The organism is Amorphoplanes digitatis, assembly GCF_014205335.1.
In the GTDB taxonomy this organism is placed as follows: Bacteria; Actinomycetota; Actinomycetes; order Mycobacteriales; family Micromonosporaceae; genus Actinoplanes; species Actinoplanes digitatus.
This window is the reverse complement of sequence record NZ_JACHNH010000001.1, coordinates 8,405,255-8,422,369: the sequence shown is the minus strand read 5'-3', so window position 1 is coordinate 8,422,369 and position 17,115 is coordinate 8,405,255. Positions and strand designations below refer to the sequence as shown.

Annotated in this window: 18 protein-coding genes; 10 read left to right on the top strand and 8 right to left on the bottom strand. The window is 69.0% G+C overall.

The genetic code is table 11. The features are described 5' to 3' along the window. Nucleotides 1–48: 48 nt before the first annotated feature. The 4 genes from BJ971_RS37330 to BJ971_RS37315 all read right to left on the bottom strand — a co-directional run bounded on the left by BJ971_RS37330 (nt 49) and on the right by BJ971_RS37315 (nt 5,721). On the bottom strand, nt 49–1,347 hold the full coding sequence (locus BJ971_RS37330) for an MFS transporter (RefSeq protein WP_221478925.1): 1,299 nt from the start codon (nt 1,345–1,347) through the stop codon (nt 49–51). 169 nt (nt 1,348–1,516) lie between these two features. Further along, complete coding sequence (locus BJ971_RS37325) at nt 1,517–2,101, bottom strand: TetR/AcrR family transcriptional regulator (RefSeq protein ID WP_184998008.1); 585 nt, start codon at nt 2,099–2,101, stop codon at nt 1,517–1,519. A gap of 34 nt (nt 2,102–2,135) precedes the next feature. Beyond that, nucleotides 2,136–3,914, bottom strand: a complete 1,779-nt coding sequence (locus BJ971_RS37320) for an alkyl/aryl-sulfatase (protein ID WP_184998007.1) — start codon at nt 3,912–3,914, stop codon at nt 2,136–2,138. Nucleotides 3,915–3,990: 76 nt separating this feature from the next. Continuing rightward, on the bottom strand, nt 3,991–5,721 hold the full coding sequence (locus BJ971_RS37315) for a GMC family oxidoreductase (protein WP_184998006.1): 1,731 nt from the start codon (nt 5,719–5,721) through the stop codon (nt 3,991–3,993). A gap of 273 nt (nt 5,722–5,994) precedes the next feature. On the opposite strand from BJ971_RS37315, the gene BJ971_RS37310 reads away from it, so the two are divergent. The 6 genes from BJ971_RS37310 to BJ971_RS37285 all read left to right on the top strand — a co-directional run bounded on the left by BJ971_RS37310 (nt 5,995) and on the right by BJ971_RS37285 (nt 10,267). Beyond that, on the top strand, nt 5,995–6,609 hold the full coding sequence (locus BJ971_RS37310) for a hypothetical protein (protein WP_184998005.1): 615 nt from the start codon (nt 5,995–5,997) through the stop codon (nt 6,607–6,609). 276 nt (nt 6,610–6,885) lie between these two features. Continuing rightward, nucleotides 6,886–7,323, top strand: a complete 438-nt coding sequence (locus BJ971_RS37305; RefSeq protein ID WP_184998004.1) for a DUF6232 family protein — start codon at nt 6,886–6,888, stop codon at nt 7,321–7,323. Between the two features lie 747 nt (nt 7,324–8,070). Further along, nucleotides 8,071–8,928: a helix-turn-helix domain-containing protein gene (locus BJ971_RS37300; RefSeq protein WP_239087559.1), complete on the top strand. Its 858-nt coding sequence runs from the start codon at nt 8,071–8,073 to the stop codon at nt 8,926–8,928. A 70-nt stretch (nt 8,929–8,998) separates the two neighbouring features. After that, entirely contained in the window at nt 8,999–9,202 is a 204-nt protein-coding gene (locus tag BJ971_RS37295; RefSeq protein ID WP_184998002.1) for a DUF397 domain-containing protein, read from the top strand. Nucleotides 9,203–9,431: 229 nt separating this feature from the next. After that, nucleotides 9,432–9,632, top strand: a complete 201-nt coding sequence (locus BJ971_RS37290; RefSeq protein ID WP_184998001.1) for a DUF397 domain-containing protein — start codon at nt 9,432–9,434, stop codon at nt 9,630–9,632. 65 nt (nt 9,633–9,697) lie between these two features. Then, nucleotides 9,698–10,267 (top strand): DUF6226 family protein, encoded by a 570-nt coding sequence (locus tag BJ971_RS37285; protein WP_184998000.1) that lies wholly within the window; start codon nt 9,698–9,700, stop codon nt 10,265–10,267. 120 nt (nt 10,268–10,387) lie between these two features. Here BJ971_RS37285 and BJ971_RS37280 read toward each other — a convergent pair whose 3' ends face one another. Next, nucleotides 10,388–11,530: a geranylgeranyl reductase family protein gene (locus BJ971_RS37280; protein ID WP_184997999.1), complete on the bottom strand. Its 1,143-nt coding sequence runs from the start codon at nt 11,528–11,530 to the stop codon at nt 10,388–10,390. A gap of 67 nt (nt 11,531–11,597) precedes the next feature. On the opposite strand from BJ971_RS37280, the gene BJ971_RS37275 reads away from it, so the two are divergent. From BJ971_RS37275 to BJ971_RS37265, 3 genes are read left to right on the top strand one after another with little or no spacing between them, the layout of a single operon-like run. Beyond that, nucleotides 11,598–12,164: a sugar O-acetyltransferase gene (locus tag BJ971_RS37275; RefSeq protein ID WP_184997998.1), complete on the top strand. Its 567-nt coding sequence runs from the start codon at nt 11,598–11,600 to the stop codon at nt 12,162–12,164. Beyond that, nucleotides 12,161–12,727 carry a TetR/AcrR family transcriptional regulator gene (locus BJ971_RS42415; RefSeq protein WP_184997997.1) on the top strand — a complete coding sequence of 189 codons (567 nt, stop codon included), beginning with the start codon at nt 12,161–12,163 and terminating at the stop codon, nt 12,725–12,727. The genes BJ971_RS37275 and BJ971_RS42415 overlap by 4 nt, the downstream gene beginning before the upstream one ends. Continuing rightward, nucleotides 12,724–13,974 carry an MFS transporter gene (locus BJ971_RS37265; protein WP_184997996.1) on the top strand — a complete coding sequence of 417 codons (1,251 nt, stop codon included), beginning with the start codon at nt 12,724–12,726 and terminating at the stop codon, nt 13,972–13,974. Before BJ971_RS42415 ends, BJ971_RS37265 begins: the two co-directional genes overlap by 4 nt. 13 nt (nt 13,975–13,987) lie before the next feature. On the opposite strand, the gene BJ971_RS37260 is transcribed toward BJ971_RS37265, so the two are convergent. Beyond that, nucleotides 13,988–14,431: a DUF6232 family protein gene (locus tag BJ971_RS37260; protein WP_184997995.1), complete on the bottom strand. Its 444-nt coding sequence runs from the start codon at nt 14,429–14,431 to the stop codon at nt 13,988–13,990. A 553-nt stretch (nt 14,432–14,984) separates the two neighbouring features. Between BJ971_RS37260 and BJ971_RS37255 the strand changes: the two genes are divergently transcribed. Further along, nucleotides 14,985–15,488, top strand: coding sequence for a DUF2231 domain-containing protein (locus BJ971_RS37255; RefSeq protein ID WP_184997994.1), 504 nt, complete (start codon nt 14,985–14,987; stop codon nt 15,486–15,488). Here the strand turns inward: BJ971_RS37255 and BJ971_RS37250 are convergent. Next, nucleotides 15,424–15,912: an NUDIX domain-containing protein gene (locus BJ971_RS37250; protein ID WP_184997993.1), complete on the bottom strand. Its 489-nt coding sequence runs from the start codon at nt 15,910–15,912 to the stop codon at nt 15,424–15,426. The genes BJ971_RS37255 and BJ971_RS37250 overlap by 65 nt on opposite strands. 177 nt (nt 15,913–16,089) lie before the next feature. Continuing rightward, the gene (gene ku / locus BJ971_RS37245; protein WP_184997992.1) at nt 16,090–17,034 is read right to left on the bottom strand and encodes a non-homologous end joining protein Ku; all 945 of its coding nucleotides are present in this window, start codon (nt 17,032–17,034) and stop codon (nt 16,090–16,092) included. Nucleotides 17,035–17,115 lie beyond the last annotated feature (81 nt).

Below are 17,115 nucleotides of genomic sequence, written 5' to 3'. Positions count from 1 at the left end.
TGGAAGTGGCGCCGCGGCGCCGAGCCGGGATTTCGTAGAACTGCCATGTCATCGCGCCAGGCGGCGTCGGTCTCGATCCGGGTCGACGAGCGTGACCGCGGCCAGCCCGCCGAGCAGGAGCAGCACCCCGGAGACCACGATGGAGGTTCGGTAACCGGCCGGCCCTTGGGTGTCGACCAGGCGACCGATCAGAACGGGCCCGAGCAGGCCCGCGACGGTCACGACGGCGTTCATGAGGCCGAGCGCGCCGCCACGGCGTTCGGCCGGGGTGACCTCCGCCACGGTGGTGACCGCGATGCTCGCCATCACCCCGCAGATCCCGAACCCGAGGACGAGCAACATTACGGTGAGCGGCCCGCGCCGCCCGCCGGCCAGGGCGAGACAGCCCGCAGCGGCGAGGATGAGGGTGATCCCCCCGACCCGGGCCCGGGCCCAACGGCTGCTGACCCCGCGACGCAGCAGCCACCCGGTCAGCCCGGCCTGGCCCAGCAGCGCGACGGCGTTGACCGCCCACACCAGCGCCACCAGGTTCGCCGAGGTCGTGGAGGAGTAGCCCAGCCCGTTGTGCAGGTAGGAAGGCAACCAGACGAGTGCCAGGGCGATCATCCAGTAGGTGCTGGCGTATGCGGCGGTGACGCCGATCCAGCTGCGGGTGGCGAGGATCCGCCGGTATGCGACGTTGGCGGAACCCGGCTCCGCGGCGGTTCCGGTGGCGGCCGCGATCGCATGGCGGCCCTCCCTGCCGGTGAACGCCCATGCGGCCGCCCACAGCACGCCGGCGACGGCCACCACGGCGAACGCGGACCGCCAGCCGTGTTGCCGCACCACCCAGGTCAGCACGGGCGCGGCGATCACGATGCCCAGCGTGGTGCCTGCGGTGATCAGCGAGCTGGGCAGGTTGCGCCGGTGGTCCGGGAACCAGGACAGCGCGGTCTGCTGGGCGATTGGAAAGGCCGGCCCCTCGGCGGCGCCCAGCAGGATCCGCGAGGCGAACAGCATCGCGACACCCGCGCCGAGCGCCATCGGCGCCTGGGACACCGACCAGAGCAGGGCCATGCCCAGCAAAAGCCACCGCGGCGACACCCGGTCGGCCAGCAGCCCACCGGCGGCGCCGAAGATGGAGAACAGCAGGAAGAACGCGCTGTTCGCGAGCCCGAACTGGGTGGCGGACAGGCCGAGGTCCTGCCTGATCGGGTCGGCCGCCAGGCCCAGGATGGCCTTGTCGGCGAAGTTGACCATCATGAAGGCGACAAGCATGGCGGTGACGATCCATGCGCGGCGCCGGTTGTCTCGTGCCGTCTCGGGGAGATCTGCGGGCGTTGTGGGTGCGACTTCGGTATCGGTCACGAGGGGCTCCGCGGGGGTGCGGGGAATGGGGTCGGCAGGGTGTGCCGGTCACGTGCTCCAGCGTGTGACCGTCAACACACCATTTTCGTTACGGCGAGTATCGTTATCGCCCGTCGCGAAGGCAATAGCCTGCGTAGGAAAGATCCGAAAATCGAGCTCGCGGTGCTGGTCAGCTCACCGCGCGGGCGATCAGTTCGGCCAGGTCGGCGGCGAAGCGCTCGTCGGGCAGCTCCTGCTCGATCACCAGGCGGAAGATCATCGGGGCTGCCACCAGCGTGGCCGCGGCCCGTACGTCGACGCCGGTGCGCACGTCGCCGCGGGCGATCCCCCGCTCCAGGATCTTCCGCGTCTCGCTCATGATCCGGGTGGTGTATCGCTGGTACGCGCCGCGCACATCGCCGCCCTCCTCCGAGGCGGAGATCAACCCGGCCAGCAGCCGGGCCGTTCCCGGCATCCGGTACGCCCGCAGGCGCGCGTCCAGCACCGCCCGCAGCTCGGCGCGGAAGTCCCCGAGGTCGGGCACGCTGAGCGTGCCGATGCGCGTCTCGGCGGCCGCGATGAACAGGTCGTGCTTGCCCGGCCAGCGCCGGTAGATGGCGGGCTTGCTCACTCCGGCACGCGCCGCCACCGCGTCCATGGTGACGGCGCTGAGGCCGTGCTCGGCCACCAGGTCCAGCACGGCCGACAGGACCGCGCCGGTGACGCGCTCCTGCCGGGGACGCCCCGGCCCTCGTTCCACGCGCACCTCGGCCATACCGGGAGCGTACGGGTGGGGGACGTCCCGGCCCTCAGGGCGTCACGATCGCGAAACCCGGATCGGGCGCGTCGAGGTAGCCGGCCAGCCGCGTGAGGGCCGCGAGGTCGCCGTCGTGGGCGATGCCGCCGAGGCCACGGCCGGCCAGCACCCCCAGCAGGTCCCGCTTGGTCAGCGTGAGGCTCAGATCGGGCTGTCCGGCCGGTGGATTCGGCTGTTGCAGGAGTACCCCGTTGCGCAGCGTCGTCCGGTACGACTGACCCAGCTCGGTGAACGTCCAGTCGATGACGATGGTGTCGTGCCAGGCCTTCGGCGCGTCGACCCGGATCGCCAGCGTGTCGAAGATCTGCTCGATCGAGAGCACTGCGGCCATGCCACCACCGAGGTCGACCGGCGTGGCGTTCGGACCCTGCCGCAGCTCCTGCGCGCCGGTCAGGTAGAAGTTGCGCCAGACGCCGTTCTCCGCACCGTACCCGAGCCGCTCGTACACCTGAGCCAGCAGTTCCTTCGCCTCGCCGCGATCCGGGTCGGCGAAGACGGCGTGCTGTAGGAGCTGCGCGGCGAATCGCAGGTCTCCCCGGTCGACGTAGCCGCCCGCGTGGGTCAGCACGGCGTCGACGCCGCCGAGGCAGTCGACGTACCGCTTCGCGGTCTCGACCGGCGGGTGCTGCCACAGGTTCGCCGGGTTGCCGTCGAACCAGCCGAGATACCGCTGGTAGACGGCCTTGACGTTGTGCGACACGGATCCGTAGTGACCGCGCGCGTGCCGTGCCTCGTCCAACGCCGGCGGCAACTGGATCATCTCGGCGATCTCAGTACCGGTGTGGCCCTGGTTGAGCAGCCGTAGCGTCTGGTCGTGCAGGAAGGCGTACAGGTCGCGCTGCTCGGACAGGAACCGCGTCATGTCGTCCTGGCCCCAGGTGGGCCAGTGGTGCGAGGCGAACAGGACGTCTGCCCTGCCGTCGAACAGCGTGATCGCCTCGGTCAGATAACGCGACCAGATCCGGGCGTCGCGCACCAGCGCACCGCGCAGGGTCAGCACGTTGTGCATGGTGTGGGTGGCGTTCTCCGCCATGCACAGGGCACGGTGGTCGGGGAACAGGAAGTTCATCTCCGCGGGCGCCTCGGTGCCCGGCGTCAGCTGGAACACCATGCGTACGCCGTCGACGATCTCCTCCTGTCCGGTGTGTGTGATGTGGACCGTCGGGGGGAACAGCGACACGGTGCCGGTGGAGGACGCCAGGCCCAGCCCGAACCCGATCTGGCCGGCCGGTCCGGTCGGCAGGGTCGCGCCGTACATGAATCCGGCCCGGCGGGTCATCGCCGTGCCGGCGTACACGTTCTCCGCCACGGCGTGCTCCATGAAGCCCACCGGCGCGAGGATCGGGACGTTGCCGTCGGTGACGCCGGCGACACCGCCGAAGTGATCGGCGTGGGAGTGGCTGTAGATCACCGCGGTGACCGGGCGATCGCCGCGATGTGCGCGGTACAGGCGTAGCGCGGCCGCGGCCGTCTCCACGCTGAGCAGCGGGTCGACGACGATCACTCCCGTGTCGCCCTCGACGATCGTCATATTCGAGATGTCCAGGCCGCGTACCTGGTAGACGCCCGCGGTGACCTCGTAGAGGCCCTGACGGGAGCACAGCTGGCCCTGCCGCCACAGGCTCGGGTTCACGGTGTCCGGACACTCGCCCGCCAGCCGGGCCGACCATCCGTCGGCGTCCCACACGACGCGCCCGTCCGGAGCCGTGACGACACCGGGGGTCAGCGCCGCGACGAAACCCCGGTCGGCGGGGTCAGTTGCACTACTCATCGAAGATCTCCATACGTGTACGCCGGGACAGCCGCTCGGCTGCCCTGGGATGCGGTCGGGGTCCGGCCCGCGAGGGTCAGAGAGCGGAGCTGTCCGTGGATGACGGTGCGGCGCCGGGAGTCCGCAGCGCGGCCGGCGCGCCCACCGGGACGGCAGGCCGTGCCGGCGCGACCGGAGCCAGGCGCCGGTACGCGGAGCCCGGGGCGGGCCTCGGGTCGGCCTCGCCGCGATTGGGCCAGAACGACATCGCGCGCTCGGCCTGTGCCGTGATGGTCAGCGACGGGTTCACACCCAGGTTCGCCGACACCGTCGACCCGTCGGCGACGTGGACGCCCGGGTGTCCGTACAGCCGGTGGTACGGGTCGATGACGCCGGTCCGCGGAGAGTCGCCGATCGGGCAGCCGCCGATGAAGTGGGCCGTCAGCGGGATGTTGGCGATCTCGCCGACGGTGCCTCCGGCGACACCGTCGATCTTGGCGGCGACCCGGCGCGCGGCGTCGTTGGCGGCCGGGATCCAGGTCGGGTTCGGCTCGCCGTGGCCCGGACCGGAGGTGAGCTTGTACCGGCCCAGCAGGGTCTTGCGCCCCCGGACGGTGATGGAGTTGTCCAGGGCCTGCATCACGAGCAGGATGATCGTCCGCTCGGACCAGTTCCTCGGCGAGAACCAGGTCCACTGCCTTGGCTGGGTGAGCAGCGTCCTGGCCCAGGTCACCCAGCGCGGGCGGCCCTGGTCACCGTCGGTGAGCGCGGTCTGAAGCAGCGCCATCGCGTTGCTGCCCTTGCCGTAGCGCACCGGCTCGATGTGCGTGTGCTCGTCGATGTGGATCGAGGACGTGATCGCCACGCCCTCGGTGTAGGCGGGATTCTTGGCCCGTGCCTTGACGCCCAGGATGGACTCGGAGTTGGTACGGGTCAGTTGGCCGAGCCGGGCGGAGATGTTCGGCAGCGAGCCGCTGTCGCGCAGCCGGTGCAGCAGCCTCTGCGTGTTGTACGTGCCGGCCGAGAACACGACCTGCTCGGCGGTGAAGGTGCGCCGGTTCCGCCGGCGGCGCGCGGACCTGCCCGTGGTCACCGTGTGCACGGCGTACCCTCCGTCCGGCAGCGGCTCGACGTCGACGACGGTGGTCATGGGGTGGACGACGCAGCCGTTGCGCTCGGCCAGGTAAAGGTAGTTCTTGTCCAGGGTGTTCTTGGCGTTGAAGCGGCAGCCGGTCATGCATGAGCCGCATTCGAGGCAGGTGTTGCGTTTCGGCCCGGCGCCGCCGAAGAACGGGTCGTCGACCTCGGCGCCCGGCGGCTGGTCCGCCCCGCCGAACAGCACGCCGACCGGCGTAGCCGTGTAGGTGTGCCCCACGCCCATGTCGTCGGCCACCGACTTGAGGACCTTGTCGGCCTCGGTGACGGTGGTGTTCATAGTGACCCCGAGCATGCGCTGGGCCTGGTCGTAGTGGGGCTCGAGTTCGTCACGCCAGTCGGTGATGTGCGCCCACTGCGGGTCGGCGAAGAACGGCGCGAGCGGCTTGTACAGCGTGTTGGCGTAGTTCAGGGAACCGCCACCGACGCCCGCGCCGCCGAGGATCACGACGTCGCGCAGCAGGTGGATGCGCTGGATCCCGTAAAGACCCAGGGCCGGGGCCCAGACGAACTTGCGGGCGTCCCAGGAGTTTTTGGGCAGTTCCTCGCTGGTGTAGCGACGCCCGGCCTCGAGCACGCCGACCCGGTAGTTCTTCTCCGTCAGCCGCAGGGCCGACACACAACCGCCGAAGCCGGAGCCGATGACGAGCACGTCGTAGTTGAAATTGGTCATGTGACGGGGCCTTCCGCGAGGGGGTCCTCGAACGTGGCAATACGTTACGGCGAGTATCGTAATTAGCCATCAGTAAAGCAAGACCCCGGGCGCCACCAAATTCGGCTGCTCGCGGCGAGGGTCTCCGGGCCGCTCTCCAGTCGGCCGATAGGGCGGGCCGGGGGCGCGTTTTGCGAGCTTACTGCCGAAATGTGGAGTTAATGGGCGCGCTACTGCGTACGCTGCGCTCGCGACTCCGAACGGTTAGTGATCATCGGCAGAGAGACACCATCCATGCAGCATCTGTACGCGCGGCGCCTGATGGGCGCGCTGGCGGTTGCCGGGGCACTCCTCGCCACCGTGGCAGGCCCGGCCCGGGCCGAGGACATCCACCGGGGCGATCCGATCTCGGCGGGATTCCCGGACATCGAGGTGCCCGTGGGTGGCACCGCGATCGATCCGCTGGGGCCGACCCTCTGGTCCACCGGGCCGACGAAGCTGACGGAGACGAAGGTCAGCTATGACCTGAGCGGGGTCGACGGGGTTCGGCTCGTCCCGAACGAGGCCAGCGGCGGCGAATGCGTCAGGAAGTCGGCGACCCGGCTCGTCTGCTCCGATCCGCGAGAGCTCACCTTCGAGGGAGAGTCGATCGAGGGGTACCTGTCGGTGCTGGTGACGGCCGACGAGACCGCCACGCCCGGCGACACCGGGAAGGTGGCCATCACGTTCTCCGCCAAGGGGCTGGAACCGATCGCCGGCACCAGCGAGGTCCGCGTCATTCGCGGCTCCGGACTGCCGGTCACCGGCCCCGTGGCCGGATTGACCGCTGGGATCGGCCTGCTGCTGGTCGGCGCCGGTGTGGGAGGCGTGCTGGCCACGCGTCGCCGCCGCGCCCGCCTCATCGTGTAGCGCGGGTTTCGGCCCGAGGGCCCGCGTTCAACTGGGAGAAGGTGCTTGTTCGCAATCTGCAAGGTAGCACCTTGGGGGGTAGCGACAAGCCTGGTGGACATGCTGAACTGTTCTCAGGCAGAACGGGCGAGTCCCGAGGAAAGGGCAACGGCACCCGGCGGCAACCGGGTGCCGCACTGTCTCCGGGCTCTCCGTCCTGACGGGCGAGGCGGGGAATTCTCTCAGGGCCGACGCGACCCCTTTCCCCCTCGCGGGAGTTCCCGAAGGGATACCGCAGTGCGCATCTACTACCGAGGCCCGGACGCATTTCTCACCGATGAGCAATTCACCTGGAACGGTCCTGAGCGCGCCGACTTCAACATTCGCGGTCTTCGGGAGGTCGGCCGGGTCCGCCGTGACGCCACGGGACTCAGCCTTCGTACCCTGCTCCTCGTCGGCGCGGTGCTGGCGTTCGCGACGGCCGGGCTGATGGTCGCGCCCTCCGCCGCGTACTCGGTGATCCCCGTCGCGCTCGCCGCCGCAATGACCACAGTGGTCATCGGCGGACGGCGGAAGGTCTCGCTGTGGCAGGTCCAGGCCACCTACCGCGGATCGCGGGTGACGATCTACGCCTCCACTGACGAGCGGGTGTTCAACCAGGTCACCCGCGCGCTCAGTCGTGCCATCGAGGACGCGCGGTCGCCGGCGGCACCGCATCGGCTGACCGCTTCGTGACTCATGCCAGGGGAGAATCGTCCTTTTCGATTAACCCCCGGCATGAGGGGCCTTCGGTGGGGCATGCGGCAGTCAGCTTGTTCGCAATCTGCGACATGGCATGTTGAGCGGTAGCGATCAGACTGGTGGCCATGCTGTACTTCGAACGAGCACCGTGGTCGGAGTTCGAGGGGGAACCAGACGGCACCCGGCGGCAACCGGGTGCCGTTACTGCCTCCCAGGGATCCGGACGGGAGTGCGAGGCGGGAATTCTCTCGAGTCGCCGGCCGCGGCCCTTCCTTCCTCGCAGAGGAGCACGGAAGGAGCCCTCAGATGCGAACCCACTGCCGGATGCGCGACCCTCTCGATGCCGACGGGCGACTTCGCCTGGCGCACTGCCGCGACCCGGATCCGCACCGCCGGCGAAATGCGGCACGTCGGGTTCGTCCAAGAGTGGCCGCCGAGGCCGGCCCCGCCGTGGGGTCTTTTACCAGGTCAACCGGGGTTGAGGCGGCCCAATCGCGGTGCCGATCGCGGCTGTCGGAAGATCACCGGAAGTCTCGGCCGGATTACACGTTTCTTTTCGGTGAACTTCCACGCGGCGATTCTCGTTCTGATAGGACAGTGGGTAAGCTAACGCGCGATCTCGCTCTGTGCCTTGTGGCAGCCAGCGAGGTAGCGGGTTGACCACTCATCTCTACCGGCTTCGACGATGAAGGACTCATGGCTGAGGGTGACTCGCCTACCGTTGCGCGTAGACGTGTGCGGATGGTGCTTCGCGACGCCCGAGAGTCGGCGGGCCTGACTCAGCTCGAGGTCGCCGAGCAGATGGAGTGGAGCCTCAGCAAGGTCATCCGCATCGAGAACGGCGACGTCACCATCGCGCCGAACGATCTCCGGCCGCTGTTGAGTTTTCTGGGCGTCAAAGATCGCACGATTGTCGCCGACATGCTGGCCACCGCGAAGATCGCGCGTACCCGGCAGACCCAGCGTCATGTCTGGTACCAGACACCCGAGTTTCGCGAGCACCTCACCGACGGCACTCGCCGGCTGATCGAATATGAGGCCGAGGCCTCCTCGATCCACAGTTATTCGGTATTCCACATTCCAGGACCATTGCAGATTCCTTCGTATTCCGAGGCGCTGATGAACATGTGGCGCGATGAGATGTCGGAGGAGCAGCGCAGGGTTCGTCTCGATGGCCGGCAGCGTCGGCATGACGGGGTGCTGGGCCGCATCGGTTCCCTGCGAATGACGGCGTTGCTGGATGAGTCGGTGTTCATGAGGGCCGTCGGTGGACCACAGATATTCGCGGATCAACTCCAGGAAATCCTCCGCCTGGAGGAGCGAAAGCTTGTTTCGATCAGGATGTTCCCCTTCTCCGCCGATGCCGCGCTCTCGTACAACGCCGGCTTCGACATCCTCTTCATTGGCGCTGACAATGACCTGTCCAACGCGGTGATGTATCGCGAGTCAGGAGTCTCCGATGAGATCGTCGAGGATCACGCGATCACGGAGCGTCACTACCGGCGCTATCAAAAGCTCTGGGAAGCGGCACGTAGTGAGGTTGAAACCGTGCAGTTCGTGAATAAGCGAATTCGCGATCTCACTGGACAAAAGATCTAGTAACCAATTCCCGGGGGAAGGGGTTATACAATCCGATGTAGTTCATCCAATTGGAAGGCGCTAAACGACAGTGGATACCACCGAGCAGAATTCGTCTCCCTGGCGCCGCAGCAGCTACTGCGGCACCAACGCCTGCGTCGAAGTTGCGGCGGTTTCCGGACAGATCATGGTCCGGGACTCCAAGAATCCCGACGTGCCCCCTTTTGTTTTCTCCAACGAGGAATGGGCAGCGTTCGTGCTCGGCGTCCAGGCGGGCGAATTCAGCGGGAACTGACGTCGCTGACCTACATGTAGGGCGGGAGATCCCGATCCTGCATGTAGGTCAGCATCGCCCGTTCCCGGCGTATCCGGTCGCGGGCTTCTGCACGGCCAGGCGAAAGCCGATTTATGGTGATTAATCACTGCATAAGCGAGTGCCAACCGAGTTTCACTCACGTTTCCTCCTGTGGCGGGCGGTGCGTATCCCTTACCGTTGGTTCGGGAACCGTCACGGAGGAGTCGGCATGACAAAGCGGACGGACGACGCGGGTTGGCGCAGAAGCAGTCGTTGTGGCAACACCACGTGTGTCGAGGTCGCCAAGGTCGGAGATCACTATTTGATCCGCGACAGCAAGAATCCCGACGGGCATTCGTTGCAGTTCACCAAGGACGAATGGCTTGCCTTCGAGGCGGGAGTCAGGGCTGGAGAGTTTGGGTTCGAGTGAGCTGTTTCGGTCGCTGATCTTCGCGGCTGCGAGCGGTGCCGCGGGCCGAGCGGCATAATTCGCTGGTGGGCCGAGCGAAGCCACGACCGAACCGCTACACCACCCGGGTCACGGACCCAGGGCGCTATCACGTAGTGCAGGAAGCCGCCGAGACCCTGCTGGACGAGTTGACCGAGGCCTACGTGGTCGGTCGGCGGGAAGGCAAGGAGCCGATCGGCCCCGAGCCCGATGCCGAGATCGCGCCCACGATTCGGTTGATCCCTCGCACTCCCGCCGCGGGGCCGCTCTCGATCGCCCTCACGGAGTTCCCGGGCGTCGTGTTGCGGCTCGGGAGGTGGTTCTACGAACCGCTACCGGAGTGCGGCTGCGACGACTGCGACGAGGATCCCGAAGAGCTCGTGATCGAGCTGCGCCGCCTGGTGGTCGCGCACGTCGAGGGCGGCCTCTGGGAGCGAGTACGCCGAGGTCTGACCAGGTCATGGCTCGAGACAAGGCTGATCGGGCCGGGCCTGAAGATCAGCCGGCGTGCCCCGATCGACCCGGCCGAGGCCCGGGCCGCCCGGCGAGAGGGCTTCGCCGCCCCGGTCCGATGGGCACCCTGGCCCCGCCGCCCCCAAAGGACCGACCTGCCCTGACCGGGAACGTGCCGGGGGCCGGCCTGCGCTCTGAGCGGGAGCGCGCCGAGCGCTGGCCTGCCGTGAACGGGAGCGCGCCTGGGGCCGGCCAGCCCTGAGCGGGAATGGGTCGGGGTGCGGTTATCGGGTGCGGCCGCCGAGCAGGCTGATTGCGGCGCGGACCGCTGGGCGCTGGAGGACGTCGGTCATTGACAGGTCGCCGTTGCAGAAGGCTTCGAAGGCGTGCCATCCGAACGGCGTCGCCATGGCGGCGTGCATGAGTGACCGGCGTCTGGCGAAGGCCTTGACCAGTCGCCGCCCGGCGACCATCTCGGGCACCAGCTCCTGGTTGATCGACTGATCGTATTCGGCCAGGTCCGACGGTGTGCTGGCGCGGGCCGCGACCTGCCCGGCCCAGGTCCCCGAGCGCAGGGCGTAGCTGATGCCCTCCCGGGTCCACGGCTCCAGCAGCCCGGCGGCGTCGCCGACGACCAGCACCCGGCCCTTGCGCAGCGGTGCGTCCTCCCGGCGGCAGCGCGTCAGGTGTCCCGAGTCGCGGACCACGCGGCGGTCCGCGAGGCCCAGCCGGGCGACGAAGTCCGACAGGTACCGCCGGGTCTCCGCGCCCCTGCCCTTCGCCACGATCACGCCGACCGTGAGCTCATCCCCCTTGGGGAAGACCCAGCCGTACGAGCCGGGCAGCGGGCCCCAGTCGAGCAGCACCCGGCCGCGCCAGGCGGCCCGGTCGGCCTCGGTGGCGGCCAGTTCGACCTCGAGGCCGAGATCCTGCTGCTCGAAGGTGACGCCGACGTGCCGTGAGCTGATCGCGGCCGAACCGTCGGCGCCGATGACGGTCCGGGCGGTGATGGTCCCGGCGTCGGCGAGAATCACGGTGGCCGCGTCGGGTCCCTGGGCGATCGCTCGGACCTGGGCGTTCTGCCGCACGTGCGCGCCGGCGGCGACGGCCGCCTTGTACCAGGCGAAGTCGAACTCATCGCGCCGCACCAGCGTCAGCAGCGGGCGCCGCCCCGAGCGCCGGGTGAAGCTCCGGCGCCCGCCGTCGGTGAACGTGACCGCCGAGACGACGTCCCGGGCGGGCACCGTGATCAGGGGATTCGCGATCGCGAGGGACGTGCCGAGGAGGCCGCCGCCGCAGGTCTTGTAGCGCGGATGCTCCGCGCGCTCCAGCACGATCGTCCGCGCGCCCGCCGTGGCCGCCGCGTGGGCCGCCGACAGGCCTCCCGGACCGGCGCCGATGACGGCGACGTCCCACTCAGTTACCACGACGGGAGTCTATCCATCACATCCCGGCCTGTGTACAAACGTACACATCATGTGTACGTTTGTACGCATGGCTGAACCGACCATGCGCGAGCGGATGCTCGCCGGCGAGCTCTACATCGCCGATGATCCCGAGCTGGCCCGCGACGCCGACCGCGCGCAGGCGCTGAGCCACCGGTTCAACTCGACGGATCCGACCGACGGCGCCGCGGGGCGTGCCCTGCTGACCGAGCTGCTCGGCGCGTTCGGCGAGGGCAGCCACATCCGGCCCCCGCTGCGCTGCGACTACGGCTACCAGACATTCATCGGCGCGCGCACGTTCGCGAACTTCGGGTTGGTCTGCCTCGACGTCGCCACCGTGACCATCGGCGACGACGTCAATATCGGGCCGAACGTGCAGCTGCTGACGCCGACGCATCCGGTGGAGGCGGGGCCGCGCCGGGACAAGTGGGAGGCCGCCCTGCCGATCACCATCGGCGACAACGTGTGGCTGGGCGGCGGCGTCATCGTGCTGCCGGGCGTGACCATCGGCGAGAACACGGTCGTGGGCGCCGGCTCGGTCGTCACCCGCGACCTGCCCGCGAACGTCGTCGCGGTGGGCAACCCGGCCCGGGTGGTCCGCAAGGTCGAGCCGTGACCGCGCCGGCCCGCTCGCCCCGGCGGTACGACCCCGACCGCAAGGGCCGGATCGTCGACGCGGCGATCGACGTCATCGCCGAGCACGGCGTCACCGGCACCACGCACCGCAGGATCGCGGCCGCCGCGGACGTGCCGCTCGGGTCGCTGACCTATCACTTCGACGGCCTGGAGGATCTGTTCGCGCAGGCCTTCCGGCGGCACGCGGAGCGCATGTCGCGGTCCTACGAGGCCGCGTTCACCCACGTCGGTAACCGCGAGCAGCTGATCGACGCGGTCACGGACCTGATTCACGGCGACGCCGACGCCGATCCGCGCGACTGGACCGTCGCCTACGAGCTGTACCTCGCGGCCCTGCGGGATCCGGCGCTGCGCGACGTCACCGAGTCCTGGATGCGCACGAGCCGGGCGGTGCTCGAACGCTTCATGGATGCCACCACCGCGCGGGGCGTCGACGCCCTCATCGAGGGTCTCGTCATGCACAAGACCCTGTCCACCACCCCCGGCCCCACCCGGGGCGAGACCCGCGCGATCGTCGCCCGCCAACTTGGAGCCGCAGGATGAGCACCGTCACCACCGTCATCACCGAGCCCGCCGCCGGGGCGCGCGGCGCGGCGCGGGCGGTCTACATCGCGTTCATCGGCTCCGGCTTCACCATGGCGTCGTGGGCCACCCGCATCCCGCAGGTCCGCGACGAGCTGGGGCTGAACCCCTCGCGGCTCGGCCTGGTGCTGCTGGCGATCGCTGCCGGGTCGATCGTGTCGCTGGTGCTCGCCGGGCAGATCGTCGCCCGGTTCGGGTCGCGGGGCACGGTCACCGCGATGGCCGGCCTCCTGCTTGTCGCGCTGAGCGCGGTCGGCATCGGATACCCGTACGGCGTGGCGCCGGTGGTCGTGGGGTTGTTCTTCTTCGGCTTCGCGAACGGCGCGTGGGACGTCGCGATGAACGTGCAGGGTGCGGTGGTGGAGCGGCACCTCGGCAAGGCGATCATGCCGCGGTTCCACGCCGGCTACAGCGTCGGTACGGTAGCGGGCGCCCTGGCCGGCGCCGCGGCCGTGGCGTTGCACCTGCCGGTCACGGCCCATCTCGTCGGCTCGGCGATCCTGGTCGGGGTGATCGTCATGCTGGCGGTCCGGAACTTCGGGGCGGACGACACGCAGCCGCAGGCCGAGCAGGACGGTGGCGGCGGCGGTGGGCTGCGGCGCACGCTCGCGACCTGGCGGGAGCCGAGAACGCTGCTGATCGGCGCCTTCGTGCTGGCCTTCGCGTTCGCCGAGGGCGCCGGCATCGACTGGATCAGCATCGCCGTGATCGACGGGTACGGCGCGCCGGCCACGGTCGGCACCCTGGCGTTCGCCACGTTCCTCACCGCGATGACGGTCGGCCGCTGGTTCGGTCCGGCGCTGCTCGACAGGTTCGGGCGCGTCATCGTGGTCCGGGCGCTCGCGGTGCTCAGCCTGGTCGGGTTGATGATCTTCGTCTTCGGACCGAACACGGCGACGGCCTTCGCGGGAGCGCTGCTCTGGGGCCTCGGCGCGTCGCTCGGTTTCCCCGTCGGCATGAGCGCCGCCGCGGATGATCCGGCCAAGGCCCCGGCGCGGGTCAGCGTGGTCGCGTCGATCGGCTACTGCGCCTTCCTCGGCGGCCCGCCGCTGATCGGCTTCCTGGGCGACCACGTGACCGTGCTGACGGCGCTGACCGCGGTGGCCGTGCTGCTCGCGGTGGCCACCGCGGTCGCGAACAACCTGCGTCCTCTGTCGCCGGAGACGCCCGTCCTACCGGAGCCGGAGCGGGAGCGGGAGCTGATCTAAGTCCAGCCCCGGTCTATGCGGCGGCGAGGTCGTCCCAGAGCGCCGGCGGGCGGGAATTCTCTATCGCGCGGCGCAGGGCCCGGCTCACCTGGTTGAACACCCGCTCGTCTGCCGAGGTGTATAGGGTCACCTCGGTGCCCCGGTAGGTCGCCCGCAGCTCCCACCGCTGCGGGCGCAGCCGCCAGAACATGGCGGCCGCCGCCGTCGCCGGTATGCCCAGGGCGATCACCGTCAGGGCCAGCAGCGGTGACGCCAGCCACAGCGGCACGGTCGCCAGGGCGATGGTCAGCAGGCCGACGGCCGACCGGGCGGCGCTCGGGCGGAGGTGCTCCTCGTCGGTGTGCGTGATGCAGACGTTCCTCAGGTCGCGGACGGCGAACTTCGTCCTCGGCGCGCCGTTACCCACGAAAATGTCGGTGGTCACTACGGCGTCGGGTCCACGGTAGTAGGTGCGCATGGCGAACTCCCCTCGCGTACTCCTTGCGAGGGGAGGAAAGGCGAGCCACCATTGGCGCAGAGAGAATTCCCCGCCTCGCTCGTGCTTACGGAGCTGTTGGTAGTTCCCGGAGCTTTCGGCACCACAGGCGCGTTCCTGGAGGCGACAACGGCACCCGGTTGCCGCCGGGTGTCGTTGCATGTCCTGCGACTCCGCCTCCTCTTGGCGTCCTCCAATTAGAACATGGCTATGAGGCTGGCCGCTATACATCAAGTAGCTATATCGCAGATTGCATGCAAGCCATGTGTGATGACCTCCGCAAACGTGGGGGAGCGGCTGGGACGACACCCGGTTTGTCCGTCGCCTGGGAGCCTCCGGGACGAGAATGCGGGGTGAGCGATGGCCGCCGATTCCCTCCGCGTACCGCGCAGAACGGATCTTGAAAGGCGTGCGGCACCCGTTAGTGAATCGATGAGTGTAACTGTCGACATATTGCGTTTCGTCGGCACGGCGGCCGGGTAGGCCCAATCGTTGACCCGAACAGAAGTGCAGTCAGGGGAGGCCGCAGCCCGGTATGGACAGTCGACTCAGAATCGCGAACCAGGCCGTCCAGCCGGTGCTGGTGATGTTTCCCCTCGGCCTGTTCGCCATGGCCGTACTCTTCGATATCGGTGATCTTCTCGGCGGCCCAGAGATCCTCGGCGCGCTCGCCTACTGGAACATCGTCGCCGGCCTGGTCGGCGGGGTGCTCGCCGCGCTGGCCTCCGCCGTCGACCTGATCTTCGTGCCCAACGGCACGCCGGCGAAGCGCATCGGGGTGCTACAGGGCCTGGCCAACATGGGTGTGCTGATCCTCTTCGCGGTCATCCTGATGCTGCGGATGCGCACGCCCGACCGCGTGATCGGCGTCGGCCTGCTCCTGGTGGAGCTGCTCGCCCTGGCCGGTGCGGTGCTCGGTGCCTGGTACGGCGGGAAGATGGCCGACCGGCGCACCGGTGGCGTGTATCAGGGCGCTACTTCAGCACCATCTGCCCGGTCGCCTCGAATGTCGCCAGGTCGGCCAGCGTCTCGTCGATGATCCTCGACTTCGGCCCGGGCAGCGCGTCCAGCGGGAAGAAGCCGGCGTCCACCGACTCGTCGGTCACCTTGCACAGCTCGCCCTCCCAGGTGTGAATCCGGAAGGACATCAGGATCTGCTGGTAGGAGTGGCCCCACTCGTTCGTGAACGTGTAGGAGCTGTAGAAGGCGAACGGGGTCAGCGAGGTCGCCCGCAGCCCGGTCTCCTCCCAGACCTCGCGGATCGCGCACTCCTGCATGCTCTCGCCCAGCTCCATCGCGCCCGCCGGGATCGCCCAGCGGCGATTGTCCGAACGCTGGATCAGCAGGAGGCGGTTCTGCTCGTCGAGGATCACGCCGCGGGCACCCACGAACAGGATCGTGTCGGCATCGCCGACGCTCGAACGAACCCGACCCAGATAAGACTCAGCCCACGTCAACGCCACGCGACAAGACTAGGGCCTGTCCTGCCGATCATGACGGCCTGCGCCGGGCCCAGCTTCCGCCTCGCGGCGCGGTCCGAACGGCCGAATACAACACCGGTATTCGACCGTCCGGCCCACTTGCGACGCGAAACCTGGACCTCGGCTCGGCGTCGCCATGATCGGCAGGACAGGCCCTAGTCACGCGGACTTCCTCGCCGCCCGCTTGGCCGGGGGCTTCTCGGCGGCGGACTTCGTGGCCTTGGCCGGTGCCGCCTTCTTGGCGGCCGCCTTCTTCGCCGGGGCCGCCTTCTTCGCCGCGGCGGTCTTGCGGGGGGTGCTCGCGGTGGTGGCCTCGGCCGTCTCGCCCCGGGCCTTCTTGGCGCGCTCGACGCTCGCCTTGAGCGCGGCCATGAGGTCGACCGCGGCGGCGGGCGCCTCCTCGGCCTCCTCGGGCGCGACGATCTCGCGGCCCTCGACCTTCGCGTCGATGACCTCCTGGAGCGCGGCCCGGTAGTTGTCGGTGAACTCGTCGGCCTTGAAGCTGCCGGCCATCGAGTCGATGAGCGAGGCGGCCATGGCCAGCTCGGCCGGGCGGGTCTCGATCTCCTCGTCGAGGAAGCCGAAGTCCGGGGTGCGGACCTCGTCAGGCCAGAGCATCGTGTTGAGCACCAGGACGTCGTCGTGCACCCGCAGCGTCGCGAGCTGCTCCCGCTGGCGCAGGGCGATCTTGACGATGGCGACCCGGTCGGACTCGGCCAGCGCGTCCCGCAGCAGCACGTAGGGCTTGGCCGCCTGGCCCTCCGGCTCGAGGTAGTACGCCTTGGCGAAGAGCAGCGGATCGATCTGCTCGGCCGGCACGAACTGGAGCACGTCGATCGCCCGCGAGGTGGTCAGCGGCAGCTCGGCGAAGTCCTCGTCGGTCAGGATGACCATCTCGCCGCCGCCGAGGTCGTAGCCCTTGGCGATGTCGTCGTAGGTCACCTCCTCGCCGTCGATCGAGCAGGTCCGCTTGTACTTGATCCGGCCGCCGTCGGTGCGGTGCACCTGGTGGAAGCGGATGTCCTTCTCCTCGGTCGCGGAGAAGAGCTTGACGGCGATCGACACCAGGCCGAACGAGACCGCGCCCTTCCAGATCGCTCGCATTTCGTCTCCAACCCACCCGTGAGCAGTGCCTCGATCCAGGATTGCATTAGTGAGAGGCCCGCGTAAGGTGTTCGATCCTGC